The organism is Chachezhania sediminis, from assembly GCF_009765275.1.
Taxonomy (GTDB): Bacteria; Pseudomonadota; Alphaproteobacteria; order Rhodobacterales; family Rhodobacteraceae; genus Chachezhania; species Chachezhania sediminis.
In genome coordinates, this window is the sequence record NZ_VOPH01000005.1 from 314,506 (window position 1) to 339,794 (window position 25,289).

General features: G+C 67.4%; 25 protein-coding genes. 11 read left to right on the forward strand and 14 right to left on the reverse strand.

All coding sequences use genetic code 11. From position 1 onward, the window contains the following. Window positions 1-57: 57 nt before the first annotated feature. Window positions 58-525: an NUDIX hydrolase gene (locus FQK05_RS17185; protein WP_158969081.1), complete on the forward strand. Its 468-nt coding sequence runs from the start codon at window positions 58-60 to the stop codon at window positions 523-525. On the opposite strand, the gene FQK05_RS17190 is transcribed toward FQK05_RS17185, so the two are convergent. The 6 genes from FQK05_RS17190 to FQK05_RS17215 all read right to left on the reverse strand — a co-directional run bounded on the left by FQK05_RS17190 (window position 495) and on the right by FQK05_RS17215 (window position 8,295). Next, the gene (locus tag FQK05_RS17190) at window positions 495-3,878 is read right to left on the reverse strand and encodes an efflux RND transporter permease subunit (RefSeq protein ID WP_158969084.1); all 3,384 of its coding nucleotides are present in this window, start codon (window positions 3,876-3,878) and stop codon (window positions 495-497) included. The two genes, FQK05_RS17185 and FQK05_RS17190, sit on opposite strands and share 31 nt — an antisense overlap. 65 nt (window positions 3,879-3,943) lie before the next feature. Beyond that, window positions 3,944-5,533 (reverse strand): efflux RND transporter periplasmic adaptor subunit, encoded by a 1,590-nt coding sequence (locus tag FQK05_RS17195; protein ID WP_158969086.1) that lies wholly within the window; start codon window positions 5,531-5,533, stop codon window positions 3,944-3,946. 176 nt (window positions 5,534-5,709) lie between these two features. Beyond that, the gene (moaB, locus tag FQK05_RS17200; RefSeq protein WP_158969088.1) at window positions 5,710-6,243 is read right to left on the reverse strand and encodes a molybdenum cofactor biosynthesis protein B; all 534 of its coding nucleotides are present in this window, start codon (window positions 6,241-6,243) and stop codon (window positions 5,710-5,712) included. Window position 6,244: 1 nt separating this feature from the next. Further along, the gene (locus FQK05_RS17205) at window positions 6,245-6,856 is read right to left on the reverse strand and encodes a LysE family translocator (protein ID WP_158969269.1); all 612 of its coding nucleotides are present in this window, start codon (window positions 6,854-6,856) and stop codon (window positions 6,245-6,247) included. Then, on the reverse strand, window positions 6,856-7,455 hold the full coding sequence (locus FQK05_RS17210) for a metallophosphoesterase family protein (protein WP_158969090.1): 600 nt from the start codon (window positions 7,453-7,455) through the stop codon (window positions 6,856-6,858). The genes FQK05_RS17205 and FQK05_RS17210 overlap by 1 nt, the downstream gene beginning before the upstream one ends. A gap of 42 nt (window positions 7,456-7,497) precedes the next feature. After that, window positions 7,498-8,295: a uracil-DNA glycosylase gene (locus tag FQK05_RS17215; RefSeq protein WP_158969092.1), complete on the reverse strand. Its 798-nt coding sequence runs from the start codon at window positions 8,293-8,295 to the stop codon at window positions 7,498-7,500. 258 nt (window positions 8,296-8,553) lie between these two features. Between FQK05_RS17215 and FQK05_RS17220 the strand changes: the two genes are divergently transcribed. The 6 genes from FQK05_RS17220 (at window position 8,554) to FQK05_RS17245 (ending at window position 13,038) form a co-directional block, all read left to right on the forward strand. Further along, window positions 8,554-9,492: an aspartate carbamoyltransferase catalytic subunit gene (locus FQK05_RS17220; RefSeq protein ID WP_158969094.1), complete on the forward strand. Its 939-nt coding sequence runs from the start codon at window positions 8,554-8,556 to the stop codon at window positions 9,490-9,492. Beyond that, complete coding sequence (locus tag FQK05_RS17225) at window positions 9,489-10,046, forward strand: hypothetical protein (RefSeq protein WP_158969096.1); 558 nt, start codon at window positions 9,489-9,491, stop codon at window positions 10,044-10,046. The genes FQK05_RS17220 and FQK05_RS17225 overlap by 4 nt, the downstream gene beginning before the upstream one ends. A 27-nt stretch (window positions 10,047-10,073) precedes the next feature. Next, window positions 10,074-10,511 carry a hypothetical protein gene (locus FQK05_RS17230; RefSeq protein ID WP_158969097.1) on the forward strand — a complete coding sequence of 146 codons (438 nt, stop codon included), beginning with the start codon at window positions 10,074-10,076 and terminating at the stop codon, window positions 10,509-10,511. Next, window positions 10,508-11,824: a dihydroorotase gene (gene pyrC, locus FQK05_RS17235; RefSeq protein ID WP_158969099.1), complete on the forward strand. Its 1,317-nt coding sequence runs from the start codon at window positions 10,508-10,510 to the stop codon at window positions 11,822-11,824. The genes FQK05_RS17230 and pyrC overlap by 4 nt, the downstream gene beginning before the upstream one ends. Further along, complete coding sequence (gene plsY, locus FQK05_RS17240) at window positions 11,821-12,426, forward strand: glycerol-3-phosphate 1-O-acyltransferase PlsY (RefSeq protein WP_158969101.1); 606 nt, start codon at window positions 11,821-11,823, stop codon at window positions 12,424-12,426. Before pyrC ends, plsY begins: the two co-directional genes overlap by 4 nt. A 237-nt stretch (window positions 12,427-12,663) precedes the next feature. Continuing rightward, entirely contained in the window at window positions 12,664-13,038 is a 375-nt protein-coding gene (locus FQK05_RS17245) for a DUF805 domain-containing protein (protein ID WP_158969103.1), read from the forward strand. A 135-nt stretch (window positions 13,039-13,173) separates the two neighbouring features. On the opposite strand, the gene FQK05_RS17250 is transcribed toward FQK05_RS17245, so the two are convergent. The 3 genes from FQK05_RS17250 to FQK05_RS17260 all read right to left on the reverse strand — a co-directional run bounded on the left by FQK05_RS17250 (window position 13,174) and on the right by FQK05_RS17260 (window position 16,162). Beyond that, the gene (locus FQK05_RS17250) at window positions 13,174-14,544 is read right to left on the reverse strand and encodes a glutamate--cysteine ligase (protein ID WP_158969105.1); all 1,371 of its coding nucleotides are present in this window, start codon (window positions 14,542-14,544) and stop codon (window positions 13,174-13,176) included. 273 nt (window positions 14,545-14,817) lie between these two features. Beyond that, entirely contained in the window at window positions 14,818-15,357 is a 540-nt protein-coding gene (locus FQK05_RS17255; RefSeq protein WP_158969107.1) for a hypothetical protein, read from the reverse strand. A gap of 82 nt (window positions 15,358-15,439) precedes the next feature. Then, entirely contained in the window at window positions 15,440-16,162 is a 723-nt protein-coding gene (locus tag FQK05_RS17260; protein WP_158969109.1) for a 16S rRNA (uracil(1498)-N(3))-methyltransferase, read from the reverse strand. An 11-nt stretch (window positions 16,163-16,173) separates the two neighbouring features. Here FQK05_RS17260 and ubiA point away from each other — a divergent pair, with 11 nt between their 5' ends. From ubiA to FQK05_RS17275, 3 genes are all read left to right on the forward strand, one after another. After that, window positions 16,174-17,166 (forward strand): 4-hydroxybenzoate octaprenyltransferase, encoded by a 993-nt coding sequence (gene ubiA / locus FQK05_RS17265; protein ID WP_158969111.1) that lies wholly within the window; start codon window positions 16,174-16,176, stop codon window positions 17,164-17,166. A 75-nt stretch (window positions 17,167-17,241) separates the two neighbouring features. Further along, the gene (locus FQK05_RS17270; protein WP_158969113.1) at window positions 17,242-19,299 is read left to right on the forward strand and encodes an OmpA family protein; all 2,058 of its coding nucleotides are present in this window, start codon (window positions 17,242-17,244) and stop codon (window positions 19,297-19,299) included. After that, window positions 19,296-19,628 carry a hypothetical protein gene (locus FQK05_RS17275; protein ID WP_158969115.1) on the forward strand — a complete coding sequence of 111 codons (333 nt, stop codon included), beginning with the start codon at window positions 19,296-19,298 and terminating at the stop codon, window positions 19,626-19,628. Before FQK05_RS17270 ends, FQK05_RS17275 begins: the two co-directional genes overlap by 4 nt. A 557-nt stretch (window positions 19,629-20,185) precedes the next feature. Here the strand turns inward: FQK05_RS17275 and FQK05_RS17280 are convergent. The 4 genes from FQK05_RS17280 to FQK05_RS17295 all read right to left on the reverse strand — a co-directional run bounded on the left by FQK05_RS17280 (window position 20,186) and on the right by FQK05_RS17295 (window position 22,595). Then, a complete protein-coding gene (locus tag FQK05_RS17280; RefSeq protein ID WP_158969271.1) occupies window positions 20,186-20,641 on the reverse strand; it encodes a molybdenum cofactor biosynthesis protein MoaE in 456 nt (151 codons plus the stop codon). A gap of 17 nt (window positions 20,642-20,658) precedes the next feature. Continuing rightward, window positions 20,659-20,904, reverse strand: coding sequence for a molybdopterin converting factor subunit 1 (gene moaD / locus FQK05_RS17285; RefSeq protein ID WP_158969117.1), 246 nt, complete (start codon window positions 20,902-20,904; stop codon window positions 20,659-20,661). Then, entirely contained in the window at window positions 20,904-21,545 is a 642-nt protein-coding gene (gene pgsA, locus FQK05_RS17290; protein WP_158969119.1) for a CDP-diacylglycerol--glycerol-3-phosphate 3-phosphatidyltransferase, read from the reverse strand. Before pgsA ends, moaD begins: the two co-directional genes overlap by 1 nt. Before the next feature lie 438 nt (window positions 21,546-21,983). Further along, on the reverse strand, window positions 21,984-22,595 hold the full coding sequence (locus tag FQK05_RS17295; RefSeq protein ID WP_158969121.1) for an NAD(P)-dependent oxidoreductase: 612 nt from the start codon (window positions 22,593-22,595) through the stop codon (window positions 21,984-21,986). A gap of 168 nt (window positions 22,596-22,763) precedes the next feature. Here FQK05_RS17295 and FQK05_RS17300 point away from each other — a divergent pair, with 168 nt between their 5' ends. Further along, on the forward strand, window positions 22,764-23,141 hold the full coding sequence (locus FQK05_RS17300; protein WP_158969123.1) for a winged helix-turn-helix transcriptional regulator: 378 nt from the start codon (window positions 22,764-22,766) through the stop codon (window positions 23,139-23,141). 217 nt (window positions 23,142-23,358) lie between these two features. Here FQK05_RS17300 and uvrC read toward each other — a convergent pair whose 3' ends face one another. After that, window positions 23,359-25,263 carry an excinuclease ABC subunit UvrC gene (gene uvrC, locus FQK05_RS17305; RefSeq protein ID WP_158969273.1) on the reverse strand — a complete coding sequence of 635 codons (1,905 nt, stop codon included), beginning with the start codon at window positions 25,261-25,263 and terminating at the stop codon, window positions 23,359-23,361. Between the last annotated feature and the right edge of the window lie 26 nt (window positions 25,264-25,289).

Consider the following 25,289-nt stretch of genomic DNA (forward strand, 5'->3'; position numbering starts at 1 on the left):
GGCCTGCGCCACCTTGGACAGATGACAGTCGGGCCTGGCGGGCCTAGACCGCTGTCCATGACCGAGCTCCCCTCTCCCCACCGCCCCTGGCCGCGCCTTGGCGCACTGGCGGTCGTCGTGCACGACGACCGGGTCCTGCTGGTCCGCCGCAGGAAGGACCCCGATGCCGGTCTCTGGGGGTTTCCCGGCGGCCATGTCGAGGCCGGGGAAACGGTCCTGACCGCAGCCGCCCGCGAACTGGCGGAGGAAACCGGCGTCACGGCAACCCCGCAAGGTTATCTGACCAATATCGACCTGCTGCGCCACGGCGCGCGCGGAGAGATCCTGGTGCACTATCTTCTGGTCGGCGTGTTGTGCGTATATCGCACAGGCTCGCCCGTCGCGGCCGACGATGCGCTGGATGCCCGCTGGTTCGACGTGGCCGCGATCCGGACCCGCAGCGTCGCGATGAGCGAGCACGTGGTCGAGCTGATGGAGCTGGCCCTGACCGGCGCCTATACGCGCCTGGACAATTCCGCCCCATAGCGCAGCGCGGCCACGGCATAGCTGACCAGGCAGACCAGTGCGGTGCCGGCCAGGAACAGCAGCACCGCCAGGCCCAGCCCGCCGGGGCCGGTCACCGCGGCGATGGGGGCGGGCAGCGACCGGAAGACCAGTGTCCAGCCGACCGTCACCGCGAACCACGCAACGGTCAGCGCCAGCGCGGCGGTCAGCGGCCGGCGCACCTGGCGCGCCTTGGTCCGAAGCCCGCGGCGGTAGGCGGCCCAGGGGCGGGCCACATCCTGCTGGATCGCGACCAGCGCCGGCACCACCAGAAGCACCAGCACCATGCCGAAGCCCAGGCCATAGACCAGCGTGATCACCGTGGGCTTCAGGAACTGCGCCTGTTGCGAACGTTCGTAAAGCAGCGGCGCCAGACCCAGCACCGTCGTCAGCGTGGTCAGCATCACCGGCCGCAGGCGGTCGGCGGTGGCATCCACGATGGCGGGCCACAGGCCCCTCTCCTTGGCGTACTCGTCGATGGTGCCGACCAGCACGATGGAATCGTTGATGATGATCCCGACCATCCCCAGCAGCCCCACGACGGTGAACATCGACAGGGGCGTGTCCCAGATGTAGTGACCCCAGATCGCGCCCACCAGGCCGAACGGTATGACCGCCATCACCACCAGCGGCCGTGTCCAGCTGGCAAAGACCCAGGCCAGCACCAGATAGATCCCCAGCAGCACCAGGGTCGTGCCGGTCCGCGCCTCTGCCAGGAAACGGTTCTCCTGCTCCGAGAGGCCCGACATGCGCCAGTCGATCTGACGTTCCTCGGCGATTTTCGGCAGGATCTCCTGCTCCAGCGCGCGGTTGATCTCCTCGGCCCGGGCCGGATCGTCCTCGGAGATGTCGCCGCTGACGGAAACCAGACGGATCCCATCCTCGCGCCGGACGGTGGAAAAGCCGGTCTTGCGGGTGACGTTCACGATGTCGGCCAGCGGCACATAGATCCCGTCGTTCGTGCGCAGATAGGTCCGTGACAGGAAATCGGCGGTCTGTTCGCTGTCCGGCAGTTCCACGCGGATCGTGGCGCTGCGGGGGCCTTCGGGATAGGTCGCCGCCTCGATCCCCGCCAGCCGTGCCCGCAGGATGCGGCCCAGTCCGTCGGCGGTGAAGCCCAGCGCGGTGCCCTGCGCCGTCAGTTCCAGCTGCAGCTCTTCCTTGTCATAGGCCAGCGTATCCTCGACCGCCGACACTTCCGGATAGCGCAGGACAGCCTTCTTCAGGTCCTCGGCCGCGGCCTTCAGCGTGTCGACATCGGCACCGAACAGCTGCACGTCCAGCGCATCGCCCCCTGGCCCCGACCGCCAGCTGCGGAAGCTGAGCTCCTCCAGCAGCGGGTGCTGGACGACGGTATTCTGCAGCTCTTCCACGAAGGCATAGCTGGAATAGGGGCGCAGGTCGGGGTCGATCAGCTCGATCGAAATCGCGCCCAGCAAGTCGGCGTCCTTGCCTTCGGCACTGGTCAGGGCACGTCCCGAATTGCCGCCAATCTCGGCAATGACAAAGTCCAGCGGGGTGGTGCCATGACGGCCCTCGTAGTCCTGTGCCAGCGCCTCCGTCGCGCGCTGCAGTTCGCGCATCATCTCCAGCGTGTCTTCCCGCGTGGCGCCTTCCAGCATCGAGAAGTTGGCGGTGACCGACCCCTGTTCCGGAGAGTTGAAGAACCGCCACTTCACGCCGCCTTCGATGAACAGCGCGACCTGCGAGGCCAGAAGGGCGATGGCCGCGGCCACGACGGCGTAGCGCGCCCAGATCACCCAGGCGATCATGGGCCGGAAGAGGAATTCGCGCGCCCGGACGAAGCCCTTGTTCACCTGCCGGTTGGGCCAGTCGTACCAATGCCTCTTGCCGCGGTCCGCCACGGCATGGGCCATGTGGTTGGGCAGGATCAGGAAGCATTCCACCAGCGAGGCCAGAAGCACCACGATCACCGTGAAGGGTACGTCCATGATCATGTTGCCGAAGCGCCCGCCGATGGCGGTCAGGCCGAAGAAGGCGATCACCGTGGTCAGGGTCGATGCGAAGACCGGCATCGCCATGTGAAGCGCGGCCCGTTCGGCCGCCAATACGGGATGTTCGCCCAGCGTCCGCGCGCGAAAATCGGTGTGCTCGCCCACCACGATGGCGTCGTCGACCACGATGCCCGTGGTGATGATCAGCCCGAAGAGCGAGATCATGTTGAGCGTGATGCCGAACGCGTACATCAGCGCCACGGCCGCGAACATCGACGCGGGGATACCGGCCGCCACCCAGATCGCGGTGCGCGCGTTCAGGAACAGGAACAGCAGCAGCACGACCAAGCCCAGCCCCATCAGGCCGTTATCGACCAGGATGTTCAGGCGGGCGGTGATCGCCTCGGCCCGGGTTCGGATCAGTTGCACCGTCACGCCCTCTGGCAGGGTCGACTGCATTTCCGCCGTCACGCCCTCGACCGTGTGCTGGATGTCGATGGCGTCGCCCAGGTCCGAGCGGTCAACCCGGATCGAAACGGCCGGGTTCGGCCCCACGAAATAGGCGCGCGACCGGTCGGTGCCTTCCACGCGGACGGTGGCGACATCGCCCACCGTCAGGGTGGACCCGTCCGGGTTCGACCGCAGCACGATGTTCAGGATGTCGTCGGGCGTGCGCTTCTCCCGCCCCGTACGTACACGTGCATTGGCGCCCGAAACCTCGCCGGCCGGGTCGGCGTTGACCTCTGCTCCCACGGCGGCAGCGATGTCGGCCATGCCGATATCCTGCGCAATCAGGTTGACCGACGGCACCTCGACCAGGGTCTGGGGGGCGGCGACGCCGCGGATCGTGGTCCGGGTCACCCCCGCCGCGAACAGGCGCAGTGTCAGTTCGTCGGCGTAAAGCCCCAGCTGCTGGGGCGAAACCGGGCCGGTGATCACCACGTCGGTCACACGGTCTCTCCACCCGCCGCGGCGGACCGTCGGCTCCTCTGCCTCTTCCGGCAGGTCGGTGACCTCATCCAGGGCGGTCCGCACGTCGTCGGCCGCGCGGCTCATGTCCCAGCCGGGTTCGAATTCCAGCTCGATACGGGCCCGCCCCTCGCGCGAGGTTGATTCCGACGTCTCCACGCCTTCGACCGCCAGAAGGGACGGTTCCAGCAGCTGGACGATGGCATTGTCGACATCCTCGGGGCCGGCATTTTCCCAGATGACGGTCACATTGATCGTGTCGACCACGTTGTCTGGCAGGAACTGCGCCCGCATCCGCGGCATGGCGGCGACGCCCAGCGCCATCATCAGCACAAGGACAAGGTTCGCGGCCGTCCGGTGACGGACGAAATAGCTGAGGACGCCACCCGCCCCCTTCGGCATCTCACGCATCGGCACCGTCCTTCGGGAGGTCCGGCCCCTGACCGGCGAAAGGCGTCGCGGGCCGGATCATGCGCTCAGCCCCCCATCCGCGCTTCGATGCGTTCGACCAGCTGCGACGGGACCTGGTCGCGGCTGAGCTGGGCCAGGACCACGGCCTTCATCTCGGCCGGCATGCCGTTGCTTTGTTCGACAAAGTCGATCAGGCGCGCACGCCGGTCGTCGGTCAGGGCGATGGTGCCGCCGGATGCCCCGGTCGCAACCGCCGCGGCAGCGGTGGCCGCCACCGTCTGCGGCACACCGGCCCGACCCGCTTCGCTGCCCGTTTCGGTGGGCGCCAACGCGGCCGCGTTGGTCGCCTTGGCGGCCGCAGCCGCCGATTCGGGCGCGGCATCCGCCGTCGGCCGCAGCGGACGGACCTTGATCCCGGCCCCCAGAAGCGGCGTGCGCCCCTTGACCACCTGCCGGCCATCCAGGCCCGCGCCGGTGACCAGGATATCGTCGCCCTGCCGGCGGACCAGCGTCACCGGCACCGCCTCCAGCCGCATCTGGTCATCCGCGACCAGAACGGAACCGTCGATGCCCAGCGCCGTGGCCGGCAGGCGGACGACATTGTCGACCGGCGGTTCCTCGACCATCACGGACACGAAATCGCCGGGCTTGAAGCCGCGCGGGTCGTTCAGATGCGCGAACAGCAACCGCCCCGTCTGGCCGTCGCCGGCCGCGGCACTGTCGCGGATGACGTGGCCGGACGCACGCAGGTCGTCACCGGCCGTGTCCAGCGACACGGTCACTGGAACCGACAGCAGGCGCCCCTCGTCGTTCAGCAGCCGGATGTACTGCCCGGTCGAAATCCGGAAGGCCACTTCCAACGCCTGCGGATCGACCAGATCGGCCAGCTTTTCGTTCGCGGATTGCAGGCGGCCTTCGACCAGTTGCACCTCGCTTAGGGTGCCGTCGAATTCGGCACGGATCGTGGTATCGTCCAGCACGCGCTGCGCCTCGGCCTCGGCGATGCGGGCGCGCTGCAATCGGGTGGCTGCCTGATCGACGCGGGCCTCGGCCGTGGCTTCGGCCTGGCGGCTGGACAGAACCGCCTGCCGCGCGGCGGCGGCGGTCAGTTCCGCCTCTTCCGCCTGGGCCGCGGTGCCCACATTGCGCGCACGCAGATCCTGCTGGCGCTGGAAGGCGCGCACCCGCAGGTCCGCCTGATCCTGCGAGGCCTTGACCGCATCGCGCGCGATCACAAGGGCCCGGTCGGCATCGCGGACCTCGGCCTCGGCATCCATGCGTTCGGTGCGGGTCCGGTCCAGCACCGATTGCGCATCGGTCGGGTCCAGCTGGACCAGAACCTCGCCTTCGGAAACCTCGCCGCCTTCGACGAACTGCCGCGACAGCCACAGGACCCGGCCGCTGGTGGGCGCGCGCAGTTCCAGCGTGCGGCGGCTCTGGATCTGGCCAAAGGCCGGCATCTGCGGAGAGACCGTTTCAAGTTCGGCCGTCATCAGGTCGACGGCAAAGACCCGTTCCCTCGCCGGCGGCGCCTTGTATTCGGCGTTCATCTGCGTCTCGACGGCATCGCGCACGCGATCGACGGCGAAGGCCAGAAGGGCCAGGGTCACCGCCAGAAGAAAGAGCCCGCCAAGACCCCTCCGCAGAAATCGCATTGCGCCTTACCCTCCGTGCCGTCGGCGAGTGTGAACTTTAGACCCGTCCACATTAAAGGAAACCCACAGGACCGCGACGGCAACGCGGCATATTCGGGATCTTTCCGGATGATACGGTCGAACCCTAAAGTTCCGACGCGAGATCACGGATTTGTCATAAGCGGAGGCCCACAGGCCTATTTCCGGCGCTGCCCTTCTTCCAGGCGCGGGAAGATCTCGACGAAGTTGCAGGGCATGTGCCGATAGTCGAGCTGTTTGACCAGGATCTCGTCCCAGGCGTCCTTGCAGGCCCCCGGGCTGCCCGGCAGTGCAAAGAGGTAGGTTCCCCCCGCCACGCCGCCGGTCGCGCGGCTTTGCACGGCCGAGGTGCCGATCTTCTGCATCGACACGATGGTGAAGACCGTACCGAAGGCGTCGATCTCCTTTTCATAGACATCGCGATGCGCCTCGACCGTCACGTCGCGCCCCGTCAGCCCGGTCCCGCCGGTGGAAATCACGACGTCGATATCGGGATCCGCCACCCAGGCGCGCAGCTGGTCCGCGATCTCGGTCCGTTCGTCCCGCAGGATGGTTCGCGCGGCGATCACGTGGCCCGCGGCCTCGATCCGGTCGACCAGCACCTGGCCGGAGCGGTCTTCGTCCAGGCTGCGGGTGTCGGAAACGGTCAGTACCGCGATCCGGACGGGAATGAACTCTCGGGTCGTGGTCATGTCATGCACGCTCCATCAGGGCCAGGCGCAGGGCAAGCGCGCCAAAGATGCCGGCGCTGATCCGGCCCAGCCAGCGGGACACGCCTTCATTGCCCGCCAGCCGCCGGCCGATGCTGCCGGCAAAGACGCCGACCAGACCGTTGACGATGAAACCGCCCAGCCCCAGCACCGCGCCATAGACCAGGAACTGCGGCAGGACCGGGTGATCGGGGCTGACGAATTGCGGGATGAAGGCCAGCACGAACAGGATGACCTTGGGATTGGTCAGGTTCACCACCAGCCCGTCGCGGAAGGCATGGTCGCCCCCGCGCGTGGTCGGTCGCACCGGCCCGGCCCGCAGGGATTGCGCCGCCAGCCACAGAAGATAGGCCACGCCGGCCCAGCGGATCACGTCGAACAGCCAGGGCTGCGCCGCGACGACGGCGCCCAGCCCCAGCCCTGCCAGTGTCACGTGGATGGATGACCCTGCGGAAATCCCGGCACTGGCCGCCCAGGCCGCACGGCGTCCGTGCTGCAAGCCCTGCCCCATGCAGAACATCATGTCGGCCCCTGGCGTCAGGTTCAGCGCCAGCGCCGCCGGCACGAAGGCCAGAAGGGTCAAGGGCTCGACGATCACCTGGCGATCTCGAACCAGTTCACCGTGGGGCCCAGGTTCACGACGCGGGTCGCGCCGATGGTGCCTTCCTTGCCCCAGCAGTCGTGGATATGACCGCAGACCGCCAGTTTCGGCTGGATCCGTTCGATGGCCGCATAAACCGACGTCGATCCGATCGACAGGCCGGTGCCGGTCACGTCGGCGATTCCCTTGGGCGGCGAGTGGAAGACCAGCAGGTCGGCGGCGTCGCACCTGGCCAACATCGCCTCGGCCTCGTCCTCGTCCAGGTCGCAGGACCACTGCCCGAAGGGCGTGCGCGGCACGGCGTAGCCCAGACCGAAGATCTTCAGCCCCCCGACCTCGGTCCCGGAGCCATGCAGGACCTTCATCCCGTCGAAGGCGGCAGCCTTCAGCTCGGCCAGGCTTTCGGCATTGCCGGGAACCACGACCATCGGCGCCTCGATCCCTTCCAGCAGTTCCATCGCGTCGGTCAGGCCCTGCCGCATGTTGCAGAAGTCGCCGGCGCCGATGACCAGGTCGGCATCCGCGCTGGCGGCAACCAGATCGGCGGCGCGGGCGCGCGCCAGGTGAAGGTCGGAAAAGGCCAGGATCTTCATCGTCATCCTTCCAGAGGCACCGTTTGGACTGTCATCCGCCCGTTATCCGCCGGACGCAAGGCGCGCCTTCAGCGACAAAAGGTCGGCCCAGGCCTGCCGTTTCTGCGCCGGCTGGCGCAGCAGGAAGGCCGGATGGAACATCGGCAGGACCGGCAGGCCCCAGGCCTCGTCCCAGGTGCCGCGCATGCGGGTGATGCCCTTGCGGCCCAGCACCGTTTCCAGGCTGATATTGCCCATCAGGACCAGCACCCTGGGCCTGGCCAGCACGACATGGCGCTCCAGGAAAGGCTTCATCATCGCCCGTTCCTGCGGTTCGGGATCGCGGTTCTGCGGCGGCCGCCACGGCAGGACATTGGTGATATAGACGTTTTCGGTGCGGCTCATACCGATCTCGGCCAGCATGCGGTCCAGAAGCTGGCCGGCGCGGCCGACGAAAGGCTTGCCCTGCCGGTCCTCGTCCCGGCCCGGCGCCTCGCCGATGATCATCACCGGCGATCCGGCCACCCCGTCCGAAAAGACAAGGCTGTTGGCCCCGGCCTTCAGGCTGCAATGGTCGAAGGCCCCCAGGGCGACCTTCAGTTCGGCCAGGGTCTGGGCGCCGGCGGCCATGGTCCGGGCGACCTCCACCGGGTCTTCTTCCGGGATCGGGAGCGGCACCGGGGCGGCCGCCTTCGCGGCGGCGGCTTCGCGCACCGGACGGGGGGCCGCGGCTTCCAGTTCATAGCGGTTCACCGGCACATCGCCGATGGCATCGGTGGCCCCCAGTTCGATCTGCCAGTCCAGCAGCGCCAGCGCGGCGGCCGGGTCGAGGTCGAGAGAGAGGGAGACGGACGATTCCATGCCGGCAGAGTACCCCCCTCCTCCGTCCGCCGAAAGGGCCGGACCCGCGCAGGGGGCGGAAGCACCGGTCCCGCAGCGGCGCGCGCGTCGGACGGGTTGGGCGGATCCGTTCCGGATCCGGACGGGGTGGACTGGCCTGGGCGCGGATTCGCGGCGGCGTGCCGCCTGGGACCTTCATGCCCTTTACGCAGAACGGCCCCCTTCCTATAACGCCCGCGACCCATCCCGCCGCTTGGGCCACTACAGCCAGGACAGGACATGAGCTTTCCCCACCGCCACCTTCTCGGCATCGAACAGCTCGCCCCGCGGGACATCGTCGCCCTTCTCGATCTGGCCGAAACCTATGTCGACCTCTCGCGCAGCCGCGGGAAACACTCCGACGCTCTGTCCGGCCTGACCCAGATCAACATGTTCTTCGAGAACTCGACCCGCACCCAGGCCAGTTTCGAACTGGCCGGGCAACGACTGGGCGCCGACGTGATGAACATGGCGATGCAGGCCTCGTCGATCAAAAAGGGCGAGACGCTGATCGACACGGCCCTGACGCTGAACGCCATGCGCCCCGACCTTCTGGTCGTACGGCATCCGCATTCCGGCGCCGTGGCGCTGCTGGCGCAGAAGGTCAACTGCGCCGTCCTGAACGCGGGCGACGGGCGGCACGAACACCCGACGCAGGCGCTGCTGGACGCGCTGACGATCCGCCGCGCCAAGGGGCGGCTTCACCGGCTGGTGATCGCGATCTGCGGCGACATCGCCCATTCGCGCGTCGCCCGGTCAAATCTGCTGCTGCTGGGCAAGATGGAAAACCGTATCCGCCTGATCGGCCCCCCCACCCTGATGCCGTCGGGCATCGGCGAGTTCGGTGTCGAAGTCTATGACGACATGCGCGAAGGCCTGAAGGACGCCGATGTCGTCATGATGCTGCGGCTTCAGAAGGAACGGATGGACGGCGGCTTCATCCCGTCGGAACGCGAGTACTTCCACCGCTACGGGCTGGACCGGGACAAGCTGGCGCTGGCTAAACCCGACGCCATCGTCATGCACCCGGGCCCGATGAACCGGGGCGTGGAAATCGACGGCACCATCGCCGACGACATCAACCGGTCGGTGATCCAGGACCAGGTCGAAATGGGCGTGGCCGTGCGCATGGCCGCGATGGACCTTCTGGCCCGCAACCTGAGGGCCGAAGCCGCATGACCGATCCCATGACACCCGAGATGACCCATGTCGCGGCCTTCGAGGCCGGCGCGATCCGCGTCTATGCGCTGCAGATGCCGGCCGAACAGGTCCGTTTCCTGTCGGAACCCGGGGCCCTGGAACAGGTGCTGGGCGTGGCGGAACTGGACCGCGCACAGGTCGACATCTTCCAGGTCAGGGACCTGGAGGAAGTGGGCATTGCCGGCTACCTCGTCGACGGCTGCGGCGTGCCCGAGGAGCAGGTGGCCGAGGCCGCCCCGCGGCTGAACGCGCTGGACGGCGCGGTGATGATCGTCCGCTCGCGCGCTTTCGGGGGCAAGCCAGCAGACCTGACCCTGCATGCAGGCGTTGTGCCGGTGGCCTTCTTCACCGAGCCCCCCGCGGCCGGGGCGGAACCGATGCCCGACTTCGAAAGCGCCCGCCCCGGCGGCGCGCCGGCGCGCGAGGCGCCCCGCACCCGTCGCAAGACATCCCGCGAGGCGGGGATCGCACTGCTGATCCTGTCGTTGGGCCTGCTGATCGCGCTGGTGACGCTGGCCACCCATTTCCTGTGAGGATGTCGTGACCGGGAAGACACCCAGATGACCGACGCCGGACCAGAACCGCAGGCCGCCGCGCCCGCGGGCGCGCGCTTCGCGCCGGACCGGTCGACCTATATCCGGGCCCAGGCCTGGCTGGCGGCCCTTGCAATGGCCGGCGGCATGGCGGTCCTGTGGATGATGGACAGCCCCTACATATGGACCGGCGCAATTGGCGGGCTGGCCGCCATCGCGCTGCGGGGCTGGTATCTGGCGTCAGACGAACTGTCCGCCGAATGGCACCTGCAGGGCGACACCCTGACCGGCCCCGGCGACACACGCCTGCACCTGGACCGGATCGAAACGGTCCGGTCCGCCGGGCACATGGTGCAGGTCATCACGACCGACGGGAACAAGTACCTGATCCGATACCAGGCCGACCCGAAGGCGGTCACAGACCGGCTGACCCAACGACACCGAACCATGCGAGGCGTGGAATGACCGACCTGATCTTTTCCAACGCCCGCCTGATCGACCCGGAGGCCTGTTCCGACGACGCCAACGGCCGGACCGGGCATCTGCTGGTCTCGGACGGGCGGATCGTGGGGATCCTGCCCGCCGACGCCCCCGCCGCCGACATCGCCCGCGAACGGGGCCTGTCGGCCGAAGTGGTCGACTGCCGCGGCGCCTGTCTGGCGCCGGGGATCGTCGATATCGGCGTGAAGGTCGGAGAGCCCGGGGAACGGCACAAGGAAAGCTACAAGTCCGCCGGTCAGGCCGCGGCCGCGGGCGGTGTGACGACCATGGTCACCCGGCCCGACACCCAGCCCGCCATCGACAACCCGGAAACGCTGGAATTCGTCACCCGCCGCGCGCAGGCGGAAACGCCGGTGCGGGTGCTGGCCATGGCCGCCCTGACCAAGGGCCGGCAGGGCCGGGAAATGACCGAAATCGGCTTCCTGATGGATGCCGGCGCCGTGGCCTTCACCGATTGTGCCCGCGTCGTGGCCGACACCAAGGTCTTTTCCCGCGCCCTGACCTATGCGCGCTCGCTTGGCGCGTTGGTTATCGGCCACCCGCAGGAGCCGATCCTGTCGAAGGGCGCCGTCGTGACCTCGGGCAAGTTCGCGTCGCTGCGCGGTCTTCCCGCCGTGTCCCCCATGGCCGAGCGGATGGGGCTGGACCGCGACATCGCCGTGATCGAGATGACTGGCGCGCGCTATCACGCCGACCAGATCACCACCGCCCGCGCCCTGCCCGCGCTGGAACGCGCCAAGGCCAACGGGCTGGACATCACTGCCGGCATTTCTGTCCATCACCTGACGCTGAACGAACTGGACGTCGCCGACTATCGCACCTTCTTCAAGCTGACGCCGCCCTTGCGGTCCGAAGACGACCGCCGCGCCGCGGTCGAGGCAGTGGGATCCGGGCTGATCGACATCATCTGTTCGATGCACTCCCCCCAGGACGAGGAAAGCAAGCGCCTGCCCTTCGAGGAAGCCGCCAGCGGCGCCGTGGGCCTGGAAACGCTGCTGCCCGCCGCACTACGACTCTACCATTCCCGGGACCTGACCCTGGCGCAGCTGTTCCGCGCCCTGTCGGCGAACCCGGCAAAACGGCTGGGCCTGCCCTGTGGCCGGCTTGCATCGGGCGCGCCCGCGGATCTGGTGCTGTTCGATCCGGACATTCCCTTCGTGATGGACCGCTATACGCTGAAGTCGAAATCGCTGAATACGCCTTATGACGAACAACGGATGCAGGGCCGGGTGCTGGGCACCTGGGTCGGGGGACAAGAGGTCTGGCGCCGGGCATGATACCGAGTTTCGATACACCGCTGCCGATCATCGCGCTTTGGGCCGTCATCGCCTACGGGCTGGGGTCCATCCCCTTCGGCCTGCTTCTGACGCGCGCCATGAACCTTGGCAACCTGCGCGAGATCGGATCGGGCAATATCGGCGCAACCAACGTCCTTCGCACCGGCAACAAGGCGGCCGCCGCGGCGACGCTGCTGCTGGACGGCCTGAAGGGTGCGGTGGCGGTTCTGGCCGCGCGCTGGTTCGCGGGCGAGGAAGCCGCCCAGGCGGCCGCGCTGGCCGCCATGCTGGGCCATTGCTATCCGGTCTGGCTGATGTTCAAGGGCGGCAAGGGCGTGGCGACCTTCCTGGGCGTCTGGCTGGCGCTGGCTTGGCCCGTGGGCCTGGCCTGCTGTGCCACCTGGGCGATCGCGGCGCTGGTCACCCGGGTCTCGTCGCTGGGTGCACTGGCGGCGGTTGCCAGCGCCCTGGTCTGGGCCCCGGTCTTCGGCCGGTCGGACACGCTGGCGCTGGGGGCGATCCTGGCCGCGCTGGTCTACTGGCGGCACCACGAGAACATCTCGCGCCTGCGGTCGGGGACGGAGCCCCGGATCGGCGGCTGAGCGAACCGGGCGGACGAAGACGGCGCGCAACAGCCGACAGATTGCCCTCGGCAATGCGCCGGTTGCCCGGCCCTTGCCGCATCTACCCCCAGCCGCACAGAATTGCTTCTTTACCGTACCAAATCTCCACAGTCGCATCCTTTTGCCGTTTCGCGAAGCGCATCTCTCCCCTAGATTGCGCGCGCGCCACGGGGAATTCCTCGACTATTTCAAGGCAAGACATTGGGGAAAATCATGATGACATTGCCGACTGCCGTCAGGCAGGTCTATTCTCGGTACTTCGAATTCAGCGGCCGCTCGTCGCGGCCCGAATTCTGGTGGTTCGCACTGTTCAACGTCATCGCAGGGGTGGTCCTGGGGATCATAGACGCTCAGGTTCTGGGCTTTACGATGAGCGGCCCCGTCCACCCCTTGTCGAATCTCTACGGGCTGGCGAGCTTCATTCCCGGTCTCGCGGTCAGCGTCCGACGCCTGCACGACACGGACCGCACCGGCTGGTGGTTGCTGCTGGGCCTTATCCCCGTGATCGGGATCATCGTGCTGATCGTGTTCTGGACCAAGCCCGGCACGCCCGGCCCGAACCGCTTCGGCGACGAGTGGTTGAACGGCTGAGACCACCGGCAAGGACCGGCGCAAGGCACTTTCTTCAAGCGCCCTTCTTCCATCCGGCCGTTCAGGACCATCGCCCGAAGACCTGACCGGGGAAGGCGCTTGCAGAAAGCGCCTTCGCCCACCGCGACCTGCAGGTCAGTAGCTGTAGTCGGAGTAGACGCGGGTCAGGTCGCCGCCCCAGTCGCCCGCGTAACGCTCCAGCATCTCGTCCGCCTGGGCCTGGCCGCTTTCGACGCTTTCCTTCAGCGTATCCAGGAAATGCGTCTCGTCCGGGATCAGCCCGCCGGCACCGGTCCGCGCCCGGGCCTTCAGCCCGGCATCCGACAGCGCCACGGCCTGACGCGCGATGTCGAGAAGCTTGAGACCGCCGGCCTCGCCCTTCAGCCCGTCCTTGGCCGCGGCCTGGCGCAGGCCCTCGCGGGTTTCCGCATCCCAGTCCTTGACCATGTCCCAGGCCGCATCCAGCGTTCCCTGGTCGTACATCAGCCCGACCCAGAAGGCAGGCAGCGCACAGAGCCTGCGCCACGGGCCACCATCGGCACCGCGCATCTCGATAAACTTCTTCAGCCGTGCCTCGGGGAAGATCGTGGTCAGGTGGTCCGCCCAGTCCGACAGGGTCGGCGTCTCGCCCGGCAGGGCCGGCAGCTTGCCATCCATGAAGTCCCGGAAGGACTGGCCCAGCGCGTCGATATACTTGCCATCGCGGTAGACGAAGTACATCGGTACATCGAGCGCGTATTCCACCCAGGCCTCGAACCCGAAGCCCTCGTCGAAGACGAAGGGCAGCATGCCAGTCCGCGCCGCATCCAGGTGCTGCCAGACATAGCCGCGCCAGCTTTTGTATCCGTTCAGCTTGTTCTCGAAGAAGGGCGAGGTGCCGAACAGCGCATTGGCCACCGGCTGCAGCGCCAGCGCCACGCGCATCTTCTGCACCATGTCGGCCTCGGACCCGAAGTCGAGGTTCACCTGCACGGTGCAGGTCCGGCGCATCATGATCTGCCCCGTGGTGCCCACCTTCTGCATGTAGGCATCCATCAGCTTGTAGCGCCCCTTGGGCATCAGCGGCATGTCTTCATGCATCCACTGCGGCGCAGCACCCAGACCGATGAAGCCCACGCCGATCTTGTCGGCGATGTCCTTCACCTGCGCCAGGTGGCTGTTCACCTCGTCGCAGGTCTCGTGGATCGTTTCCAGCGGGGCGCCCGACAGTTCCAGCTGCCCGCCCGGTTCCAGCGAGATGTTGGCGCCGTCCTTGGTCAGCCCGATCAGGTTGCCGCCTTCGGTCAGCGGGTCCCAGCCGTGGTTGTCCCGCAGCGCTTCCAGCACCGCCAGGATCGACCGTTCGCCTTCATAGGGAAGCGGCTTCAGGCTGTCGCGGCAATAGCCGAACTTCTCGTGTTCGGTCCCGATCCGCCAGTCGGCCTTCGGCTTGCAGCCCGCTTCCAGATATTCGGCCAGCTGGGCGCGATTCTCGATCGGACCGCCGCCGGATTGGGGAATGGACATCGCTTCACCTTCCGCAGTCACTGTCGAGGCCATGGGTGACTTCCCGGCAGGGGGGTGTCAAGCGCGGATCGGTGCGGGCCTGCGCACATCCCTGCGCGCGCGGCGAGGATGGCCTACGCGCAATGCGCCATCGGCCTGCCAGAAATGCGTCATCGGTCCGGGGCGATGCGCCGCTCTGCCGCGCGCTCCGTTCCCATGCCCCGCAGGAAAATCCAAGGGGCCTGCCCGCAAACCGGTCACGCACGCCACGCAATCTGCACGGCGCGTCCCGGCTCAGTTCAGCCGCCGCCGGTCCACCGTTTCGGCATGGCGCTCCCAGATCACCGTCGGGATACCGCCCTTGCGCTCCATCCCGGACCTGAGTTCGCTGAGAAGGCGCGAGGTGCGCAGCCCCGGCAGCGCCGCGAACGCCTCGAAAAGCTCGTCCGCGCCGTCGGCATTGACCGGCACCTGAAGGATCCCGTTTGCGCGGTCCACCATCACCCAGCAGGGCGGCCGCGACGTCGGGTCGAGAATCAGCCGTTCGATCTCGCCCGTGGACACGGATCCGCCGTTCAGGGGGCCATAATAGGTGATCTCGCCCTCGTCGATCTCGACCACGCCGGGGCCATCATGGCCGGTGTCGAAGCGCGCGCGCTGGATGCCCACGACGCCCAGCGCCACCCCGGCACCCGCCAGAGGCCAGCCGATCCAGCCCACAAGGCCGCCAAAGCCAAGACTGCAATAGACGCCAAGGGCGGCCAGGGCCGCACCGCTCAGCGCGAAGCGCCAGCGCCGCAGCGCTTCCTGCGCCTCGGGTCGGATGAAGCTCATTGCCCGGTCCCCCTCATGCGGCCCTGTCCTGCCACGACAGATGCGGACACGGGCCACGAAACATCCCTGCAGGACCGAAAGATCATGTCCAGTCCCCCAGCCGGGACTGCCACAGCGTCAACGCCGCCACCGCCGCCGTATCGGCCCGCAGGATGCGCGGGCCCAGCGCCACGGGATGGGCCAATGGCAAGCGGCTCAGCCGCGCACGTTCCGCCTCGGCAAAACCGCCTTCGGGGCCGATCAGGATCGCCCAGGGACTGCCATCGCGGTCCGGCAGCGAAAGTCCCTGCCCCGCCGCGGTCTCGTCGCAGAACAGCAGGCGCCTGTCGGCAGGCCACTGGTCCAGCAGCCGGTCCATGCGAATCAGCTCTGCCACGTCCGGAACAAAGGTCGCGCCGCATTGTTCGGCTGCCTCGACCGCATGGGCCTGCAGCCGGTCCTGCCGGATCCGTTCGGAATTGGTGTGCAGCGTCTGCATGGGCTGGATGCGGCGCACCCCCATTTCCACCGCCTTTTCGACGATGAAGTCGGTCCGGGCCTTCTTCACCGGCGCAAAGCACAGCCACAGGTCCGGCGGCATCTGAAGCGGGCGCAGCTGCTCCACGCAGTCCAGCGCCCCGCCGCGCTTGCCGGCCTCGACCACCTCGGCCCGCCATTCGCCGTCCTGTCCGTTGAACAGTTCCACGGACACACCGACCGTCAGCCGCATCACCCCGAACAGGTAATGCGCCTGAGGCTGTGACAGGGGAACCGATTGCCCCTGCCCCAGCGGGTGATCTACATACAGTCTGACCGTCGATGCCATGGAGCCTACATATGCCTGCCACCGGTCCGAAACCAGCCGATCCGTCGCTTCGCGTGCACGGTGTTGCGGATGCGGTCGCAGATGCGGTCGGCGGCAACTGGGTCGACACGCTGGCGCCGGCTTCCACCCGCCCCTATCTGCGCCTGTCGCGGGCAGACCGGCCGATCGGCACATGGCTTCTGCTGCTGCCATGCTGGTGGGGGATCGCCCTGGCCATGCTGGCCGGCGGCAACCCACGCTGGGGCGATCTGTGGATCGCATTGGGCTGTGGCATGGGCGCCTGGCTGATGCGCGGCGCGGGGTGCACCTGGAACGACATCACCGACCGCGACTTCGACGGAGCGGTCGCGCGGACCCGGTCGCGCCCGATTCCCTCGGGCGCCGTCACCGCGAAACAGGCGCTGGCCTGGGGCATCGCGCAGTCGCTGCTGGCCTTCTGCATCCTGCTGACCTTCAACACCCCGACCATCGCCCTGGGCGTCCTGTCGCTGGTGCCGGTCACGATCTATCCCTTCGCCAAGCGCTTCACCTGGTGGCCACAGGTCTTCCTTGGGCTTGCGTTCAACTGGGGCGCCATCCTGGCCTGGACGGCCCATTCCGGCGCCTTCGATCCGCGGTCGCTGATCCTCTATGTCGCCGGCATCGCGTGGACGCTGTTCTACGACACGATCTATGCCCATCAGGATACCGAGGACGACGCCCTGATCGGCGTGAAGTCCACCGCCCGCCTCTTCGGCGAACACAGTCCCCGGTGGCTCCGCGCCTTCCTGGCGATCAGCGTGGCCCTTATGGCGCTGACGATCTGGCTGGTGCTGCCCGCCGATGCCCCGTCCCTGCAGACCGTCGTGACCATGGCCGCGCCGCTGGCCTTCGGCGCGCATATGGTCTGGCAGCTGGTGCGCTTCGACCCCAACGATCAGGACGGGCTTCTGGTGCTGTTCAGGTCGAACCGGAATGCAGGCCTTATTCCGCTCATCCTGCTGCTGTTGGCGGCGGCACTGTGATTGACCCCCGGCGACGGCAGGGCTTAAAACACCCCACCGACTGAACGGCTAGGCCGGGAAAGGATATCCAGGTACATGCGTATCTCTTCTCTCGCCATCGTCGCAGGGGCTTTTATCTGCGCGGCAGGGCTTTCGCTGGTCGCCGCCCGCTTTGCCGTGACGGTGATCGAACGCAGCAGCGAGATTGCGACCCGCGACGCATTGGATTTCGAGGATCTGGGTTGGGCAGAGGTCCATGCCAACGGGCTGCAACTGGTCCTGCACGGCCTTGCCCCGGACGAGGCGGAACGCTTCGACGCGATCTCTGTCGCCGGCGGGGTTGTCGACCCGGCCAGGGTGATCGACCGCATGACGGTCAAGCCCGCAGCCGACATCGCCCCGCCCAAGTTTTCCGCCAAGATCCTGCGCAATGAAAGCGGCATCTCGGTCGTGGGGCTGATCCCTTCGGCCACGGACCGTGCCGGCCTGATCGGCCGCCTGTCCCAGATCGACGGTGCCGCCACCGTCACGGACCTGCTGGAAACCGCGGCTTATCCAGTCCCCGAAAACTGGAACGATTCGATGGCCTTCGCCGTTTCCGCGCTGGCCAAGCTGCCCCGGTCGAAGGTGGCGGTCAACGATGGCGTGATCGAGGTGACGGCCATCGCCCAGTCCGCCGCCGACAAGGCAAGACTGGAGCGCGAACTGAAGCGCGATGCCCCGGCGCATGTCCGCGTGGCGCTGGACATCGCGGCCCCCCGCCCGGTGATCACGCCCTTCACCCTGCGCTTCCTGATGGACGAGGACGGCGGCCGTTTCGACGCCTGTTCCGCCGCGACCGAAGAAGGCCGCCGCAAGATCCTGCGCGTCGCGGAAGAGGTCGCGGGCCCCGCCCGGCGCAACTGTACTGTCGGCATGGGCGTGCCCTCGCCCCGCTGGGCCGAGGCGGTTGAAAAAAGCCTGCGGGCCCTGCGCGACCTGGGCGGCGGCTCGATCACCTTCTCGGACGCCGACATCACGCTGGTGGCCCTGCAGAATACCGATGCCAGCCGGTTCGACCATGTGGTGGGCGAACTGCAAACCGCCCTGCCCCCGGTCTTTGCCTTGCACGCCGTCCTGCCCGAACCCGAGGTCGACGGTCCGGCAGAGATCCCGGAATTCGTGGCCACCCTGTCCCCCGAAGGCCAGGTGCAGCTGCGCGGCCGGGTGAACGACGCGCTGCTGCGCGAAACCGTGGACAGCTTCGCCCGCGCCCAGTTCGGCAGCGGCAATGTCCACGTCGCGACCCGCATCACCTCGGACCTGTCGCCCGACTGGCCGCTGCGCGTGCTGTCGGGGCTGGAAGCCCTTGGCTATCTTGAAAATGGCGCCCTGGCCGTCACCCCCGATTCCATCGCGCTGTCGGGCGTCAGCTTCGACGAGGACGCCACCGCCACCATCGCCGGCCTGTTCGCGGAAAAACTGGGCGGCAAGGCGCAGTACGATCTGAAGATCACCTATCGCGAACCGCCGAAGACGGCCGACAACCCCTATTCGCTGGCCGAATGCTCGTCCCAGCTGCGCGAGGTGCAGCATGACGAGAAGATCCTGTTCGAACCCGGCTCCGCCAAGATCGCGGCGGATTCGGCCACCACGCTGAACCGGGTCGCCGACATCCTGACCGCCTGCGGTCCCGTGGCACTGGAAATCCAGGGCCACACCGACAGCCAGGGCCGCGAAACGATGAACAAGCAGCTGAGCCAGGAACGCGCCGATGCCGTCCTGGCCGACCTGCGCGCGCGGCGCCTGTTGACGGCGAACTACACCGCCGTGGGCTATGGCGAAGAAAACCCAATCGCGTCCAACGACACTGCCGAGGGGCGCGAGGCCAACCGCCGGATCGACTTCGTGATCGTCCGTCCGGAACCCGAGGCTGCCGATGACGGCGAAGAGACGGTCGACGAGACCGCGCTGGACGCGTCCGAGGAGGACATGGTCAACGACGGGGCCGAGGCGACAGACGACATGAACGGCGACCTTTCTGACGACTTGTCCGAAGAAATCTCAGACGGCGAGACGGACGGGATGGACGACATGCCCTCTGGCGACCTTGACGACACCGCGGACGCGGACGAAGAAAACCAGGATGGCAAGCTGATGGAGGTCACAGAATGAACCGTACCGAATTCATCCTGATGACGGCGATCGTCCTTTTCGTGGCCTTCCTGCTCGGATGGTTCGCCTATTGGCTGGTGCACCGATTCACCCGCATCGGGCAGAACGACCTGTCGGAAATGGACCGGATGAGCCAGGAGCTGCACGAGGCGGAAGAAACCCGTGACCAGGCGATCACCTACCTGCAGCAGCGCGAGGCCGAGCTGACCAACCAGCTGACCCAGACCGAGGCCGAACTGGCCGCGGCCATGGACGGCCTGCGCGATGCCCGCCGCGAGGCCGAAGAACTCCGCGCCTATATCGAGCACCTGGAACCGAGCGGCACCTGACCGCGCCGTCGGAACGGCAGCCAGTCGGGCCTTGGCTGTCGGTTCCGCGCCGGACCGCACGTGCCCCAATAACGGCACGGCGATCCACTGATCGCATCGCACCACCGCGGTCGGCCCCTCGGAAACTGCAGCCGAAGCCTCCACGCCAGCCAGACGTTTCAGTCCGTGAACAGTTGAACAGCAGGACAGCGGCACGCAGCCCTTCCCGACGGCTCGGCAGCCGGCCTGCGACGACGGGCGCCGGAAGATTTCGGCACCACGTCCGGAAATGCGCTGTCCGCATCTCCGCGGTCTTGTCCACGCCCCCGCCAGATCCGTTGAAGCAATCGTACGGCCGCCTTGGGTCTCAGTCAGCCTGTCCCGAGCGCGGGTCCTGCCCACCGCCCCCTCGTCCGGTTCTGCAAGCGTCCACGGGTGGGGGGGGCACCCGCGGCGTGCCTCATCCTCCACCGATGCCATCAATGCCCCGCGCGCCTTGGCTGGACGCCCCGCCGGATGCGGCACGGATCCGGCGGGTTGGCCGTCCTGGCGGGGGGGCAGCCGCCCAAGGCAGTTTGTCAGCTCTCGCCCTGCCAGCGCTCCAGCGCTTCCTCGTCCTCTGCCCGGGCCTCGACCCAGGCCTCGCCGGTGGCCACGAATTCCTTCTTCCAGAAAGGGGCGCGGGATTTCAGGTAATCCATCAGGAACTCGGCCGAGGCAAAGGCATCGCCCCGATGCGGTGCGGCGGTGGCGACCATCATGATCGGCTCGCCCAGTTGCAACCGCCCGAACCTGTGCACGATCAGCGCGTCGGTCAGCGCCCAGCGCTCCATCGCCTCGGCCGCGATCTCGGTCAGGGCGCTTTCCGTCATCCCGGGATAGTGCTCGATCTCCAGCGCATCCAGCCCCCCTTCGGGCCGGTCCCGGACGATACCGGTGAAAGAGACCATGGCCCCCGCGCCCTGCAATGACCGGGAAAAGGCGTTCACCTCCTCGCCGGGATCGAAGATCTCTTCCTGAACGCGGATCTGCACCATCTACATGTCGTCCCTCACCCGCCGGTCATCGGCGGGAAGAAGGCAACCTCCCGCACCCCGTCCAGCGATGTCCCGAAATCGGCCAGATCCTGATCGACCGCCACCCGCAGCGCCGACAGGTCGGAAAAGGCGATGGCATAGCGGTCTTCCCGCGCACGCAGCTCCTCCACCAGGTCGGCGACGGTCGCGGCATCGGTCACGACCCGTTCCCGGGGCAGGCCGATCCGTTCCCGGACCCAGGCGAAGTACAGCACGTCCATCAGCTCTTCTCCCTCAGATGCGGCAGCGCCTTCCGGAAGTAATCGACGCCCGAGATCAAGGTCAATGCCGCGGCCAGCCAAAGAAGACCAAGGCCCAGCCAGGCCAGAAGCGCTGCCCCGAAGGGAACGGCGGCCGCCTGCCCCGTCAGGCCCGGATCCAGCACGACGCCTCCGGGCGTGGCGCCCCCTGCGCCACCGGCAAACAGCGCTATACCTTGCGCGAACAGGACGGCAATCGCCACAAGCTGGACGGTGGTCTTCCACTTGGCCAGCTGCGTCACCTTCAGCGTGCCCGCCGTCTGGCCCAGGAATTCGCGCAGGCCGGACACGAAGACCTCGCGGAACAGGATGATCATCCCCGGCATCAGCAGCGCCAGCCCAAGGGGAGAGAACACGGCCAATGTGAGCAACGCCACCGCCACCATCGCCTTGTCCGCGATCGGGTCCAGCATGGCGCCCAGTCGCGTCTCCTGCTTCCAGCGCCGCGCAAGATAGCCATCGAACCAGTCGGTCACCGAGGCGCCGACGAACAGCACGAAGCCCAGCACATCCGCCCCCAGGCGCGGCAGGACCAGGAACCCCACCGCCAGAAGCGGCGCGGCCAGCAGGCGCAGAACGGTCAGAAGGGTCGGCAGGTTCATGACATCACCTCGTATCCCCAGACGCGGCGAAGGGGAAGAGACGTGACGTCCCATCCGCGCCGAGCCGCCACAGCCCGGACCCGGGGGCGCGGGATCGTCCGAAAAATGCTCATGATCGTCCTCGCCATTCCCGCCAGCCGGGCGACAATAGCATCCCCAGGTTAACAGGTCCGGCTGACCCGGACGCGCAACAGCACGGCCCTGCCCTTGCCGTGGGCACCACGGTTCGCAAATTTTGACTTTGACTTTGACGGTGCCCCGATCGCTTTTCCCGGGGCTGTCGCCTGCGCCCCGGGCCATCTGCGCGACTGATCGCAGGCCGTCCGGAGCGCTGGCAACCCGTTCCCGGCGCTTCCCGCTTCTTCGGTCTCCAAATACCTCGGGGGAGTCGGGCCTGAAAGGCCCGGCGGGGGCAGAGCCCCCACTGCGCCGGACGCCTCAGTAGCCGACGGTGAACCGCGACCGCACATGGGCCGGGGTCTCGATCTCGTCCACCATCGCGATGGCGAAATCCTCGTAGGAAATCGACGAACCTTCGTCGGTCGCCAGCAGGGTATCGGAGCCCAACCGGAACGTGCCGGTCCGCTCACCCGGGAAGAACACGGCCGACGGCGACAGGAAGGTCCATTCCAGGTCGTCCGCCAGGCGCAGCCGTTCCAGGAAGGTGCAGCCGGCGCCGGCCTCGGTCATGTATTCCGCGGGGAAGTCCGGCGTGTCGATCACCCGCATGCCCGGTGCGACCTCCAGGCTGCCGGCGCCGCCGACGACCAGATAGCGCTTCACGCCCGATGCGCGCACCACGCCGATCAGGGCTTCCGGGTCGACCGATGCGAACATGACGGTGCTGATGACGGCATCGTGCCCCTTCAGGATCTGGGCCAGCGCCTCCGGCGCGGCGATGTCGCCGGCCATGGATGTGACGCCCGGCAGATCGGCCACCTTTTCGGGGTGCCGCGCGATGCCCGTGACCTCGTGCCCACGGTCCGAAAGTTCCTTCACCAGCCGGGTGCCCACGTTCCCCGACGCCCCGATTACAGCCACATTTGCCATGGTCCATTCCTCATGCTAATCAAATCCAGGTATGAAATTCGGACCTGGTCCGAATTTCACACCAAAGACCTAGGGACAGTCGCGACCGGCCACAAGAAGTCATCTTCCGGCGACAAGGTCACCGCGGAATGACCGCCCCCAATCGGGCACAGACGGGAAAGAGACGAGATGCAGCACGAAAGCGCCTTCCAGTTCGACCAGCCCTGCCCGATCCGCGACGTGCTGGACCGGATCGGCGACCAATGGAGCCTTCTGGCCATGACCGAACTGCAATCCGGCACAAAACGCTTCAACGCGCTGCAGCGCGATATCGGCGATGTGTCGAAACAGATGCTGTCGAAGACCCTGCGCCGGCTGGAACAGGACGGACTGATCCGCCGCACCGTCTATCCCGAAGTGCCGCCCCGCGTGGAATACGAACTGACGGATATGGGGCGGTCCTTCATGGAACCGATGGCAGCGCTGACCCGCTGGGCGGACGAGAACCACCGGACTATCGTGCTGTCGCGGCGGCGCTACGCGCAAGGGACGCAGGCGGCGGGGTGAACCCCGCGCTGCCGGCGTGGGTCCGGCGTTGCGGTTGCCCGGGGGCTCTGCCCCCGCCGGGCCCTGTGGGCCCGCCTCCCCCGAGGGTATTTGAAGATCAAAGAAGCGGGGGCCGCGCGAGCGCGGGGGGCGGGGTTCACCCCGCCGCCGCGCCAGTTCAGCGGGCCGTCAGGCCGCCACAGGGTGCGCGCACAGCACGCGCCGATCCCGGATCGGCTCAGCCCTTCTCGTGGAAGAAATCGTAGATCTTCTGGGCCAGGGAGGCAGAGATGCCGTCGACAGCCTTCAGGTCGGCCAGGTCCGCGCGGCTAACCGCCTTGGCAGAGCCGAAATGCGCCAGCAGCGCGCGCTTGCGCGAGGCACCGACGCCCGGGACCTCGTCCAGGGGCGTGGCCCCCACGGCCTTGGCGCGTTTCGCGCGATGGGTGCCGATGGCGAAACGGTGTGCCTCGTCCCGCAGACGCTGGACGAAATAGAGAACCGGGTCGTTGTGGCGGAGCGCGAAGGGACGAAGCGCGCCGGGGCGATGGAACTCCTCCTTGCCGTGGTCTCGGTCGATGCCCTTGGCAACGCCGATCACGGCCAGGTCTTCCACCCCGTGTTCGCGCAGGATCTCTGCCACCGCGTTCACCTGGCCCGCGCCGCCGTCGATCAGCAGCAGGTCCGGCCAGTGCCCCTTGGTCCGGTCCGGGTCTTCCTTCTGAAGCCGCGTGATCCGGCGCGACAGGACCTCTTTCATCATGCCGAAATCGTCGCCCGGGGTCAGATCGTCGCCCTTGATGTTGAACTTGCGATAGGCGTTCTTCATGAAACCGTCCGGCCCTGCGACGATCATGCCGCCAACCGCGTTCGTGCCCATGATGTGAGAGTTGTCGTAAACCTCGATCCGGTTCGGCGCCGCATCCAGCCCGAAGGCCTCGGCCAGGCCGCGCAGCAGCCTGCCCTGCGTGGCGCTTTCCGACATCCGCCGCGCCAGGCTTTCCGCCGCGTTGCGCTGCGCGCTTGCGACAAGTTCCGCCTTCTCGCCCCGTTGCGGCACCAGGATCTCGACCTTGCGGCCGGCCTTTTCCGACAGGGCCGCGACCATCAGGTCCAAGTTCTCGATCCCGTCCGACAGGATCAACTGCCGCGGCGGTTCCTTGTTGTCGTAGAACTGGCCCAGGAAGGCCTCCATCACCTCGGCCGCCGACACCTCGGTCCCCGCCCGCGGATAGAAGTCCCGGTTGCCCCAGTTCTGGCCCGACCGGATGAAGAACACCTGCACGCAGGCCTGCCCGCTTTCCATGTAGAGCGCGATGATGTCGGCCTCGGTCACGCCTTTCGGGTTGATCCCTTGCGTGCCCTGCACATGGGTCAGCGCGCGGATCCGGTCGCGCAGCGCCGCCGCGCGTTCGAACTCCATCGCGTCCGAGGCCTTCTGCATTTCGACCGCCAGTTCCTCCTGCACCTTGGTGGACTTGCCGGACAGGAAGCGTTCGGCATCGGCCACGGAGGCGGCATAGTCGGCGCGCGAGATCAGGCCGACGCAGGGCCCGGAACAGCGCTTGATCTGGTAGAGCAGGCAGGGCCGGGTCCGGGCGTCGAAGGTACTGTCGGTGCAGTTGCGCAGAAGGAATGCCTTCTGCAGCTGGTTCAGTGTCCGGTTCACGGCGCCGGCGCTGGCGAAGGGGCCGAAATAGGTCCCCTTCTCCTTCTTCGCGCCGCGGTGCTTCTTGATCATCGGAAAGGGATGATCGTTCGGCACCAGGATATTGGGGAAGCTCTTGTCGTCGCGCAGAAGCACGTTGTACTTGGGCTTCAGCTGCTTGATCAGGTTCTGTTCCAGCAGCAGCGCTTCGGTTTCCGTCCGCGTCGTCAGGAACATCATCGACGCGGTTTCGCGGATCATCCGGTCGATCCGTCCCGAATGATTGCCCGGCCGGGAATAGTTCGACACCCGCGCCTTCAGGTTCCGCGCCTTGCCGACGTAAAGCACCCGCGCCTGGGCATCCAGCATCCGGTAGACGCCGGGCGAGCCGTCCAGTGTCTTCAGATATGCCTGGATGCAGGCATAGCCTAGGGGCCGCTCCGGATCGTCCTCGGAAACGGCTTCAAAAGGCTGGGAAGGGTCGGACTCTGTCATCATGGCGTATAGCGGATTGATTCCCC